Origin of the sequence: Pseudoalteromonas sp. APC 3250 (assembly GCF_030407915.1) — a bacterium.
Lineage (GTDB): Bacteria > Pseudomonadota > Gammaproteobacteria > Enterobacterales > Alteromonadaceae > Pseudoalteromonas > Pseudoalteromonas tetraodonis.
The window spans coordinates 109537-122613 of the sequence record NZ_JASDCM010000002.1; the positions used below are offsets into that span (position 1 = coordinate 109537).

The following is a 13077-nucleotide window of genomic DNA, read 5'->3' on the forward strand; positions in this document are numbered from 1 at the left end:
ACTGAGCGGCTTTTTTATAACTGTTTAATTTTTTCTAATAGCTTATCGGTTGTCCAATCAATATCGTTATAGGCAATATCGGGTTTATAATAATCGCCCTTTCCTCTTGCTCTATTCACATACACTTTATTAGGCACTATCACTTTACCTAAACCTGAGGGTAACTCAGCTAATCGAACATCCATATACAGTGAGTCAGCACTACTTGGCGCGCCAAATAACTGAGTGTTTGAAAACTGCTTAAATACATCAATGGCATCAAGACACGCACTTGCACACTGTGGCGGCACAATAACAAAAACCTGTGTTTTAAAGTCACTTACTGGCACTGTAATTTCGCTTTGGTTTGGTTTACTTTGCGGCTCTTCGATGTAAAATAGCTTATTATTTTCAAGTGACTGCGCCATACCTGCAGCTATTTCTTTAAACTCTTTTTGTGCTTTAGGTTGATCTTTCAACACTTCAATTAATGATTTAACATGGCTAGTATTATCTTTTGACGCTCTCCACCAAACTCGGCTATTTTTTGTGTAGTTATCCATTTTTTGTTCAACAACTTGCTCACCCCACAACGCTTTTGCAAGCGTTAAGCTCCAATACGACGAGCCACCTTGGTTATGACGAAGATCTAAAACCACCGTTTTTGCACTGAGTAACTTAGTACGTTGATCAGTCACTTTTTTATACAGGTTATTGTAATCATGAGTTTGCTTATCGTTATTTGCAAAACTGGGCATAGCAATCCACGCTATGTTTTGCGCAGGCCAAGTTAAATCGGTTGTAAGCTCATCCCCATTATAGGCATGTGTTAAATGCTTACTTACACTCTTTGGCCGAACAGACCAATCAAGGGTTTTACTGTAAGCTTGCCCATTGGCTTTAACAAATTGACATTCTTTTAGAGGTGTTAAAAATGGGTTGCCCTCATCAATTAGTAACCGCCAACCTTGCTGCCACCAATGCCCAGGTTGTGTAACCTGTCCATGAAATTTAAACACTCTTTGTCGCATTAACGTCTCGGTACTTTGCCCATCGCATCCACTTATCACATCACCTTTATTTATATTATCTGTTTCACTGTAATACACTTTTAATGCATCACCCCGCCAAACGGCACTAAAACCAGGCCAACGACGAGCAGGTCGTTCAACGCTTGAAAACACACCTGCATGACCATCTTGTAGCACAGTACTAAAACGCGCAATTGCCGCAACATGAACCTGCGGCCCGCTCGCTTTAGCAGACAGTGCAAGTGCTTCTGCTTTTGCTTGCTTTAATAGCTCAGGAAAGACTGGGTTGTTAACATCAAACATACCGGGGTGGTTTTTTGCCGAAATACTGTAAGCAGCTTCAATATCACGTTCAGTAACACTGCGCCATTGCTCTGGTGTTTGAGGAGTAACTGCTAATTCTGCCATGCTCAAGGTAGGCGTAATTAATAAAGCACTCAATAAAGTACGGCTAACTATTTTTGTTTTTATGTTCATGAAAATCCATTTTAAATTAGGTTATATAATTACTGTAAACTCATTTGGTGGAACTAAAAATACCTTAAATCAAATAAGTATCAGCAAATTATTTTTATAGCAGTAACTTAACAACATTAAAAGCAGCTAACAACGAGTAAGATTTAAAATGAACTGGCTTTAAATTTAGAGCAACACCTTACTTAGACGTTTGTTCAATTTTGGTTTGCAGTAGTGTTATGCGGGCGTTGAGTTTTCTAAAGCTATACTGTGAATAGAAAAAGTTCAAAAAGAAAGCAGCAAAACCTGAACAAGCAAGCCCTATCAATGGGCTGAAATAAAACATTAACAACAAAACAATAACAGCCATCGCTATCGTAAGCCCCAAATAATGAGATGCACTAAATAACTTTCGGTTGTTTTTTTCAAGTTGAACTATATGAGAATCTATATCCATTAAAAATTTCCTTTTAACAAATCAACGTTAACTATTTTGAGCTTTAGATGGCTACATAAGTAGCATCTAAAGAAGTCCATTCACTCCACTGCGCTTTAGTTAATCGATATAACTGTACGGTACGACCATGAAATTCATGAGTACTGTAGTCTGTAAAGCCAATTTTCTTTGCTACTTTTAATGACGCAATATGCTCAGGTTCAATAATAACAACGACTGATTGATGAGTAGTTTGAGTAAACACATACTTTAAAACACCTTTAGCCGCTTCGCAGGCTAATCCTTTATTCCAAAAATCGCCCGCTAATCGATACCCTAAATTAGGCTCTTCGTTACCCGCGACACTTTGTGGAGAAACACCACAAAACCCTATAAGTAGGTTACTGTTTTTATCTATTAGTGCCCATGGGCCCAAACCGTATGAACCGTAGCATTGTAAACACCACTTTATAAATTCACGAGTTGCAGCTTCATCGCACACACCTCGAATTGAGTATTTCATCACTTCATCGTCATTAAGAATTTCACTTAATGCCGGCACATCATCAATTGAAAATGGCCGAATAACCAACCTTTGGGTTTCACAAATTTTCACTCAAACCTTCTTGTTATCAAAGCTAAAAAAATTCAACAAACCAAGTGATTAAGGTTGTTATCTCAGTTATTTCGCTCTTTTTTATATTTCGAATGCCATAAAAAGTATCCAAATAATATGCCTACTAAAGGAAATATTATTAAAGATGAAATGATTCCATCAAAAAAATCTTGCTCACCTGTAAAGTACATAATTAATTGAAATAAAATAGCTGTAGGAATTCCCCAGCCTAGAACACCTTTTAGTAAAATAAAACGGAATTTAGCGTGGTTTATATTCATGAGCCTTCCTTGAGTTGTGGCGCCAAATAATAAGCTGAAATAAATCATAGTCGTTAGTGAGTTAAGTCTCTAAATTATTGAAGACGATTTAAATTAGTTTAAAATTACATTAACACTATTGAAAAAACACTTAACCAACTTAATTGGATACCATAAGAGATACGTTGATAGGTACCTGGATTACTTTGAAGCTTAACCGCTTTAGCCATAGCAAACAGATAATAAACAGTAGCGATAACAGAAACAATTGAAAAAACACGAAAGTATAAAGGAGTAATTTCTGTGGTTGGACTGATCGCTATTAATATTGGTGCTAAAACGAGCGAAAGCAACATAATGAAACCAGCCCAAGAGTGAACCTTGCAATTAAAAGTTGGGTGTTTAGTAAATGGATCTGCATCCATAGGAAAATAACCTGCAACCCATGTACCAATACCATGCATTATGACTAACCAACCAGCAATATTAACCAAAATAGATACATTAGATAGTTGTGTTAAATACCAGCCAAAAAAGCAAAATAAAAAACCTAATGGATAATTATTAATTAGCGGTGACAGTTTTTCAGTTGGGCTACCTGTTGCACCTAATTCACTACAAAATTGTTTAGAATGGCTGTAGCCTTCATAAAATAGACTTGCTACATAAACGCCAATGAATATCCATAATGTGGCTATTAACCCTGAATAAATCGCAATCGTTTCAAACATCACCATAATCCTTTTTGTGATTAATTCATTAAAGCCTTTTTGAACACAGAGGAGAAAATGAGCCGGCTTCGAGTGACGAGCTGTGAGCTTGTACAAACAGCCTGAAACCTAGTCATAACAGCCCTGAGCTAGAACCTTTAATCTACTTTTTCAACCCAGCGCCTCATTAATAAATCATTTCTTTATCATTATAATTAACCACTAATCAAATGCTATCGGTATTAGTTTTAAAAAAAACAAAGCGCTACAAAAATGTAGCGCTTTCATTACTTATAGGTTGTTTGTTTAAACTAAAACGCGTTATTAAAAAAAGCCAAGCGGATCTTCGCTGTAACTTACTAGCAAGTTTTTAGTTTGTTGGTAATGATCAAGCGCGAGTTTGTGCGTTTCGCGGCCTATACCAGACTTTTTATAACCGCCAAACGCTGCATGTGCTGGGTACATATGGTAACAATTAGTCCATACACGACCTGCTTCTATTTTGCGACCAAAGTGATAAGCACGGTTCATATTACGGCTCCATACCCCTGCGCCTAAACCAAATTCTGAGCTGTTAGCCAGTTCAAGTGCTTCGGCTTCGTCTTTAAAGGTCGACATTGAAATAACGGGGCCAAAAATTTCTTCTTGGAACACGCGCATGTCATTACGTCCTTTTAATAGTGTAGGTTGAATGTAATACCCGCCGTTTAGCTCGTCGCTTAATTGCTCAACATGGCCGCCAGTTAATACTTCAGCACCTTCTTCTTTACCAATTTCAATGTAGCTTAAAATTTTATCAAACTGCGCTTTAGAGGCTTGAGCGCCTACCATGGTTTCACTATCAAGCGGGTTGCCACGTTTAATTTGTTTAGTACGTTTTAAAATACGTTCTATAAATTTCTCATAAATATCTTCTTGAATGAACAAGCGTGATGGACAAGTACATACTTCACCTTGGTTAAAGTAGGCAAGAATGGCACCCTCAATTGCCTTATCTAAATATGAGTCGTCTTTTTCCATAACATCGCTAAAGAAGATATTAGGCGATTTCCCCCCAAGCTCGACCGTTGAAGGAATAATATTCTCGGCTGCACATTTTAAAATATGTGAGCCCACAGGAGTTGAGCCTGTAAAGGCAATTTTAGCAATGCGCGTACTAGTTGCTAGTGCTTCACCTGCTTCTTTACCAAAGCCGTTTACCACATTTAAAACACCCCCTGGCAGTAAATCGCCAATAATTTCCATTAACACTAAGATTGAGGCGGGTGTTTGCTCTGCGGGTTTTAATATTACACAGTTACCTGCTGCAAGTGCAGGCGCTAATTTCCATGCGGCCATTAATAATGGGAAGTTCCACGGAATAATTTGCCCTACAACGCCTAGAGGCTCATGAAAATGATACGCCACCGTGGTTTCGTCTATCTCGCCAATACTGCCCTCTTGAGCACGCAAACAACCGGCAAAGTAACGAAAGTGATCGGCGGCCAGTGGAATATCAGCGGCAAGGGTTTCACGAATCGCTTTGCCGTTATCCCATGTTTCGGCCACTGCAAGTAGCTCCAAGTTTTGTTCAATACGGTCGGCAATTTTTAATAGTATATTGCTGCGCTCGGCGACTGAGGTAGTGCCCCACTGGGTTTTTACTGCATGGGCTTTGTCGAGTGCAAGGTTTATGTCGTCTTTATCTGAGCGCGGTACTTTACAAAATACCTTGCCATTAACTGGGCTTATATTATCAAAGTACTGGCCGTTAACTGGGGCAACCCACTCGCCGCCAATGTAATTACCATACTGCTGTTTAAATGTGACGAGTGCGTCTGCTGAACCTGGATTTGCGTAAATCATATGTGTGTTCTCTTGTTGTTAGCTAAAAGTCTAAGCCGAAATTTGTTAGAGTAATGTAGCAACTTGCTTTATATTTAATCGGTATTGATTGACATTAGACCATTAAGCGCTTAAAAACTTGCTTAGCTGTCCAAAAAAGTTGTCTGTGAGTCCACATTAAAAACGCTCTATAACGATTAAAAAAGGCTGAACATGCACACATCTCAGTTAAATAAAAAACGCCAACAACTTGATGTACTGATTGAAAACAAAGTGACCTTTGCTGCCGATAACTCTGAGCTAAGTATTTACGATACCTATAAAAGTGCGCAAAAAGTGGCGTTGCACTCAAACGAATTACTGTTTTGTGCCATGCTCAGTGGTAAAAAAATAATGCATGTTGAGAGCTGTCAATACCACAAAGCGTTTTTACCACATGAATCGTTTGTATTAGCACCCGAGCAAGGCGTACTAATTGATTTTCCGCATGCATCCTTAAACGCACCCACCACCTGTTTAGCCATTGAAATAAGCACCGATAAAATAACCAATGTGGCTAATGCGCTTAATATGCAGCAAAGCTTTGCTAGTGATACCTTGTTTGAATACACCCCTAATTTAGTGCATACCCAACATAATACGCAAACTCAGCAGTTATTAGAGCGCATGGTGCATTTATTTAGTGAGCAAGGCGCTGAGCGACACTACTTAATTGATTTATCGTTAAACGAATTGATCACCCGTTTATTACAACAACAAAGCCGTGATTTATTGCTGGCAAACTGCGATAAGCTGCGCCTAAAAAGTAACGTGAGTGATGCACTGCATTATATTGAAGAGCATTTAAGCGAAAACCTCGACATAAACACCTTGTGCAAAATAACCTGTATGAGCCGTAGTAAGTTTTACCAGCAATTTAAACTTGCTTTTGGTACAAGCCCTGCACTTTGGCAGCAACAACTTAGGCTTAAAAAAGCCCGCACGCTTTTATTAGAAGGCCACGCTATAAGCAAGGTATGCTACGACCTGGGTTTTAATAGCGCCAGTCATTTTAGCCGTTTGTTTAAGCAAACTTTTGGTATTGCACCAAAAGCGTGTCGCCATTAACCTAAAACAACAGTTTTTGTTATATTAAACAGCCTAATATGCTAGATTGTTTGCAATGTTGTAAGTAGTAATGAGTCACCGATGAGTACACCCACCCGCTGGACATTAAAGAGTATTGCCAAAGAATTAGGTGTGTCTAATGCTACGGTATCAAATGCGTTTAATCGCCCGGATCAACTCTCTGCTAAACGCCGCGAAGCCATACTTAAAGCGTGCAAAGAGCTGGGGTATTATGGCCCTAATAAAGCGGCGCAGTCTTTGCGAAGTGGCACGTTTAATATTGTTGCATTAGTCCTTCCTGATAGCGTGGAATACATGGTATCAGACCCTGTTGCGAGCAGTTTTATGCGGGGAGTAACCTCGGTACTTGAAAAAAACAATATTAATGTTTTATTGTTTTCAGGCAATAGTGACAACCTCAACAGCGTTGTTGATTTTGTCGATGGCTTTATTTGTTATGGTCGCCCGCGCAATAAAGCACTAGTAGAGCAACTAAAAACAGTCTCTAAACATGTGGTGACGGTTGATTTTGACATTGCCCGTAACGCCTCAATTAATGTTAATAACGAGCAAGCCAGTTATGAAATAGCCAAACATGTTTTGCATAATCAAGATGATAAAGTGGCTATATTAGGTTTAAGATTACTTGATGAAAATGTATTGTGCCGGGTATACGAACATCACGAATTTGAAACTGGCCAATCTATTTCGCATCAACGTTTGCGTGGTTATCAACGCGCCTTAAGTGAAGCTAATATAACGGTTGCCGACGACCGCATTTGGAATATTCCTGAAAGCAGTGAGCGCTTTGCAAATATTGCCGCAAAAGAGGTATTAACAGCCTCCCCTCGCCCTAACGTGATTATATGCATGAGTGATTTAATTGCCCTTGCCACCATGCGAGAAGCCATAAAACAAGGGATAAAAATAGGCAGTGAGCTGCGTATTGTGGGGTTTGATGGCATAGAAGAAGCCGCTCGTTTTGTACCTCGCCTTACTACAATTCATCAAAATAGCCAAGAAAAGGGCGTTATGGCTGCTAACTTATTTATTTCCAAAGAAGAAAAACAATATGAAGTAGGTTACGCACTCGATATTGGTGCAAGTAGCTAAGCACTGCTAATAAAGCAAATAAAAAAGCCAAACAGAGGCTGCTTGGCTTTTGGTTTTCAACAAATAAAGCTATTTAAGCCAATAAACTTTGTAAGTTTAGAGTGCTTTCTTGAGTGCCATTAACCTGCGAAATAAGTGCAATACGGCTTGCAAAGTCAATCCTCAATGAAATTGATTGTTGTTCAAGCTTCCACATTAAACAACAAACACTTGCGCCGCCTTGAGCCGAAAATTCACCTTCAAATGCGGGATGTTCATTACGCATTTTAATTAGCTCTATGAGCCCTTTTACTACCGGTTTATTAAGTGCTTGCTCTATTTTAGCCGCGTTCAAATATGGGCGATTTATATCACGGCCAACATTGGTTTTTGCTAACAGTTCCATATCGTTTTCACAGGCAAATAAGCCGCCGTAATAAACTTGCGGTACACCTGGCGCAAAAAATTGAATTGCGCGCGACAGCAAATAGTCAAAATCATTAGCGCCTAATGCATTGTAATAAGTACAGTTTACTTGATATAAATCGACATTACTGGCAGCCGCGCCTGTTGCCTGGCGGCTTTGATTGTTACTATTTGCATGCATGGTTTCTACTAGGTTATCAATTTGCTCTGCATTTAATAAGCCTGGTTTTTCACCCATTGGGCCTGCATCAATAATGCCTATGCCATCATGGGTGTCTAGCACAGTTAAACAGTTACGCGGCGATATTTTTAGCCATTTGAGTAATGCATCCGCATTGTTATTAAACAAGCTATGTAGAATAAGTGGTGGCAACGCAAAGTCGTAAACCATATTAACGCGCTTAGCTACATCTACTTGTGTTTGATAATGGCTATGAATTTCTGCAATGGTTTCCATGCCTAAATCGTTGGCTTGCTTTGATAAGTTATCTAAGTAGCCAAACGTTTCATCTAGCATAAAACAATTAGTACCCGCCTGCTTAATGGCATAACCCGCTGCATCTAAACGAATAATATTAACGTTGTTAGCAGAGAACTTAGTAAGTACATTATTTAAATACGCAATTCCCGCCTCTACTTTTACGTTTATATCAATTTGATTGTCGGTAAAAGTGGTCCAAAAATCATACGTTTGACCATCACCGCATTTCATTGGTGTAAAACAACTGCCTGGGCGTGGACGGTAAATAGCTTGCTGCTCAGCCTCGCTCATGCCATTGGGAAACACGTCTTCTTTGGTTAAAAATAAATCCCAAAATGCTGACGCTTTACCTTTAGCCAGTACATCTTGAAACTGAAAAGATTGCGCCGACACATGATTCACTATTAGATCAGCCATTAAATCATGGTCTTTACCGAGTGCCTTTATGTCGTCCCAAGTACCGATTCGAGAATCAACTTCACTATGATCAATCGGGTCAAAGCCTGCATCGCTGCCATCAATTGGGTTATAAAATGGCAATAAGTGCACACCACCAAAAACGCCCTCTAATGGGCCATGTAAAAGAGTGGTAAGTGCATTTATATCTTGGCCAGTAATTCGATCAGCGTATGTGATCAATTGAACTTTATTCTTCATCATTGTGTGATTACCATGTTGAAACTTAATCGATTAAGATATATCTTTAACTAGCACGTACGAATTTACAAGTTATTTTTATAAATTTTACATACAAATATCGTGGCGACATTAATACTATAATCAGTAACTGACTGACTTACTGAGTGTTAAGAACGCATTTAACGAGGAAAAGCACATGACAAAATCACACACACACGTAAGCAGCGATCCGTTGCAACAAATTCGCTGGCTCACATATATGATGTTTTTTATGTTTGCCATGACCTCCGATGCCGTTGGCATGATCATTCCCGAGCTCATAACTGAATTTGGTTTAAGCATGACCCAAGCCAGCGCATTCCACTATGCGCCTATGGCACTCATTGCCTTTAGCGGATTATTTTTAGGCTTTTTAGCCGATAGCCTCGGGCGTAAAAAAACGATTATGCTTGGGTTATTAATATTTTCTGCGAGTTGCTTTTTATTCGCCATTAGTAGCAGCTTTATATTTTTTGTTTTTTTGCTCTGCTGTATTGGTTTAGCTATTGGCTTATTTAAAACCGGCGCTTTGGCGTTATTAGGCGATATTTCTCATAGCAACGCAGAGCACACTAAAACCATGAACAAAGTAGAAGGCTTTTTTGGTATTGGTGCCATTGTTGGACCTGCACTTGTTGGTGTATTACTGGTACAAAATGTAAGTTGGACTTATTTATATATTATTGCCGGCATTATGTGCTTAATTTTAGCGTTTTTAGCGTGGCGTGCAGAGTATCCAAGCGTTGTTAAAAGCACTGAAAAGCCCGCTTCACTTGCTACCACCATGAAAATGATTAAAAACCCCTACGCGCTTGGCTTTTCGCTCGCCATTGCGCTTTATGTTGCAACCGAGGTTGCCATTTACGTATGGATGCCGACGCTGTTAAAAGACTACACAGGCTCTTGGCCCCTTTTGGCAACCTATGCACTCACCATATTTTTTATACTGCGTGCCGCAGGGCGTTTTATTGCGGTGTGGTTATTAAACCGCTATAGCTGGCAAGGTGTTATGGCTTACTTAAGTTTAGGTATCGCATTGTGTTATGTGGGTACTTTAGTCGGTGGCGTTGATTGGGCTGTTGGTTTATTGCCGCTTTCAGGGTTATTTATGTCGATGGTTTACCCGACCTTAAACTCCAAAGGAATATCGTGCTTCCCGGTACAACAACATGGCGCAGTTGCTGGGGTTATATTATTTTTCACTGCACTTTCAGCCGCATTAGCGCCTTTATTTATGGGTATGATCAGCGATTACTTTGGTCATGTACGTTATGGTTTTTACCTTGCAACCGGCTTTGCCATTATTTTATTTTTAGCGATGCTGTTTAACTATTTCCGTGACCCATCAGCCTGCGCTTTACAAGAGAGCAACCTAATAACTGAGTAAATCAACAAATTGGGGGCTAAAAAAACACTATATAAATCAATAGATGAGTAAAAAAACAGCAAATAAAGAATAAAATAATTTGCTTATTGTAAAAGATTTGTTATTTTTACTTAATCGATTAAGTAAAAATAACAAACCCCTTCGGGCTCACAAAACGAGGCGTTCACATGACAACACACAACACACCTTTATATTTAATGAGTGCTTTAGCGCTGGCTGTAAGCCAAGGCGTTTATGCACAACAAGAAGAGCAAAACACACAAGCGCAAGCTAACAAAGGTCTTGAGACTATCGTTGTAACCGGTGTACCACGTCGTACAACCATTATGGCATCAAGCTCATCAGTGAGCAGTTTATCGCTTGCTCAAGTTGAAGTATCTACACCGCGTTCAACTGCTGAAGCGTTTAGAATTATTCCGGGCGTACGCTCAGAATCAACCGGCGGTGAAGGTAACGCAAACATTGCTGTACGCGGCTTACCTGTGGCCTCTGGTGGTGCTAAGTTTTTACAATTACAAGAAGACGGTTTACCCGTTATGCAATACGGTGATATTGCTTTTGGTAACGCTGATATATTTATGCGCCTAGATAATACCGTACAAACTATCGAATCAATTCGTGGTGGTTCGGCCTCGACTGCAGCAAGTAATGCACCGGGCGGCATAATTAACTTTATATCTAAAAATGGTGAAAACGAATCAGGCAGTGTTTCTACAACACTGGGCCTTGATTACGACACTATTCGTACAGACTTTGAATACGGCACTTACCTTAGTGATAGCGTACGTTTTCATGTAGGTGGTTTTGTGCGCCAAGGTGAAGGCCCGCGTGAAACAGGTTACACATCAAATAAAGGTGGGCAAATTAAAGCCAACCTTACCAAAGACTTTGAAAACGGTTACGTGCGTCTTTATTACAAACATTTAGATGACAAAAGCGTGGGTTACTTACCAATGCCAATGTATGCAAATGGTGACTCAATCCCAGGGTTTGACGCACAATCAGATACCCCGCATTCAGCATTATTTACTAAAACAGTGCGTTTAAATGGCGAAAATCAAATTAGTAGCGGCGATATTCGCGATGGCATGAACCCGCAAGTTGACTCAGTTGGTTTTGAAGCTGTATTTGACTTAGATAACGATTGGCGTATTGAAAACCGTTTTCGTAAATCCTCTGTTAGCGGTAACTTTAATTCACTTATTCCTGCTGAAGTAGGCAGCGCGACTGCTATTGCACAAAGTATTGGCGGCGCAGGTGCAACGCTTAGTAATGCAAATACCGGAGCTGCATTTAATGACGATTTAGCCATGCGTATTCATACGTTTGACGTCACAATGAACGACTTTGACTCTATTGTGAACGACTTCAAACTAACTAAATCACTAAGCGATGATACAAGCGTTACATTTGGTTACTATGCTTCAACGCAAAATATTGCTATGTCATGGTTATGGAACTCTTACCTAATGGAGCTTAAGGGCGATAATGCGGCGCTACTAAATGTAACAGCTGCTGATGGTACAGCGTTTTCTGAAAATGGTTTATATGCATACGGAACGCCTTTTTGGGGTAACTGCTGTCAGCGTGATTACGATACAGAATACGATACCCGCGCCCCGTACGTTTCATTTTCAACAAAAGTGGGTGATGTAAGTATTGACGCAAGTGCTCGTTACGATAGTGGTGAAGCACGCGGCAACTATGCAGGTGCCGTTACCTCAACGGTCGATATGAATCGCGATGGAGTGATTTCAGTTCCTGAACAAAATGTAGCAGGCATTGATACCGCAAATGCTAGCCCAGTAAATTACGATTGGGATTATGCATCCTATTCAATTGGGGCTAACTACCAAATAGATTCAAGCCTTGCGACATTTGCAAGACTGAGTAAAGGTGGCCGCGCAAATGCTGACCGACTTTTATTTGGTAAAGTACGCGCTGACGGTTCGGTTGCTGATGAAGATGCCGTTGATGAAGTAAACCAGTATGAATTTGGGGTTAAAAAACGTTTTGATTCACTCTCAGTTTTTGCAACAGCGTTTTATGCAGAAACAGAAGAGCAAAACTTTGAAGCAACATCGCAAACCTTTTTTGACCGTGAATACGAAGCAAAAGGGATTGAAATTGAATCAACTTACTTCATCGATGCATGGGATTTTCGTGGTAACTTAACATGGACAGATGCAGAAATTGCTAAGGATGCGCTTACTCCTGAAGTGGTAGGTAATACGCCACGCCGCCAAGCTGATTTAATCTACTCTTTAATGGCTCGTTATAGCTTTGATAAAGGTGCTGCCGGTGTGAACTTTATTGGTACTACTGATGCTTACGCTCAAGACAACAACGACCTTAAATTTGACGGTTACACTCAAGTAAATGGCTTTGTAAGTTACGATTTATCTGAAAACCTTAATATTGCACTTAATGTAAATAACTTATTCGATACGGTAGGTATTACAGAAGCTGAAGAAGGCTCAATTCCAGATAATAACATTATTCGCGCCCGTACTATTAATGGCCGCACAACATCAATAACGCTTAAATACGCGTTTAACTAACCATTTTTAGTGTAACAAACGCTGAAGCTATGT

The 13077-nt window shown here is 39.8% G+C and carries 11 protein-coding genes; 4 read left to right on the forward strand and 7 right to left on the reverse strand.

Annotation, left to right across the window (positions count from 1 at the left end):
* Positions 1-14: 14 nt before the first annotated feature.
* The 6 genes from QL986_RS02920 to QL986_RS02945 form a co-directional block, all read right to left on the reverse strand.
* A complete protein-coding gene (locus QL986_RS02920; RefSeq protein ID WP_290191144.1) occupies positions 15-1487 on the reverse strand; it encodes a S41 family peptidase in 1473 nt (490 codons plus the stop codon).
* 178 nt (positions 1488-1665) lie between these two features.
* Positions 1666-1923, reverse strand: a complete 258-nt coding sequence (locus QL986_RS02925) for a hypothetical protein (protein WP_054201353.1) — start codon at positions 1921-1923, stop codon at positions 1666-1668.
* A 43-nt stretch (positions 1924-1966) separates the two neighbouring features.
* Entirely contained in the window at positions 1967-2518 is a 552-nt protein-coding gene (locus QL986_RS02930; RefSeq protein WP_290191145.1) for a GNAT family N-acetyltransferase, read from the reverse strand.
* A gap of 62 nt (positions 2519-2580) precedes the next feature.
* Entirely contained in the window at positions 2581-2799 is a 219-nt protein-coding gene (locus tag QL986_RS02935) for a hypothetical protein (RefSeq protein ID WP_024602708.1), read from the reverse strand.
* Between the two features lie 104 nt (positions 2800-2903).
* On the reverse strand, positions 2904-3509 hold the full coding sequence (locus QL986_RS02940; protein ID WP_290191146.1) for a DUF998 domain-containing protein: 606 nt from the start codon (positions 3507-3509) through the stop codon (positions 2904-2906).
* Positions 3510-3812: 303 nt separating this feature from the next.
* The gene (locus QL986_RS02945; protein WP_290191147.1) at positions 3813-5333 is read right to left on the reverse strand and encodes an aldehyde dehydrogenase family protein; all 1521 of its coding nucleotides are present in this window, start codon (positions 5331-5333) and stop codon (positions 3813-3815) included.
* A gap of 192 nt (positions 5334-5525) precedes the next feature.
* Here QL986_RS02945 and QL986_RS02950 point away from each other — a divergent pair, with 192 nt between their 5' ends.
* Together QL986_RS02950 and QL986_RS02955 are read left to right on the forward strand one after the other, a co-directional pair.
* On the forward strand, positions 5526-6419 hold the full coding sequence (locus tag QL986_RS02950) for an AraC family transcriptional regulator (protein WP_290191148.1): 894 nt from the start codon (positions 5526-5528) through the stop codon (positions 6417-6419).
* Positions 6420-6500: 81 nt separating this feature from the next.
* Entirely contained in the window at positions 6501-7532 is a 1032-nt protein-coding gene (locus tag QL986_RS02955) for a LacI family DNA-binding transcriptional regulator (protein ID WP_290191149.1), read from the forward strand.
* 73 nt (positions 7533-7605) lie between these two features.
* Here the strand turns inward: QL986_RS02955 and gtfA are convergent, their stop codons facing one another.
* On the reverse strand, positions 7606-9078 hold the full coding sequence (gene gtfA / locus QL986_RS02960) for a sucrose phosphorylase (RefSeq protein WP_138764301.1): 1473 nt from the start codon (positions 9076-9078) through the stop codon (positions 7606-7608).
* A gap of 175 nt (positions 9079-9253) precedes the next feature.
* Here gtfA and QL986_RS02965 point away from each other — a divergent pair, with 175 nt between their 5' ends.
* Together QL986_RS02965 and QL986_RS02970 are read left to right on the forward strand one after the other, a co-directional pair.
* Positions 9254-10483 (forward strand): MFS transporter, encoded by a 1230-nt coding sequence (locus QL986_RS02965; RefSeq protein ID WP_024602703.1) that lies wholly within the window; start codon positions 9254-9256, stop codon positions 10481-10483.
* Positions 10484-10650: 167 nt separating this feature from the next.
* Positions 10651-13044 carry a TonB-dependent receptor gene (locus QL986_RS02970; protein WP_013463014.1) on the forward strand — a complete coding sequence of 798 codons (2394 nt, stop codon included), beginning with the start codon at positions 10651-10653 and terminating at the stop codon, positions 13042-13044.
* Positions 13045-13077: the final 33 nt, after the last annotated feature.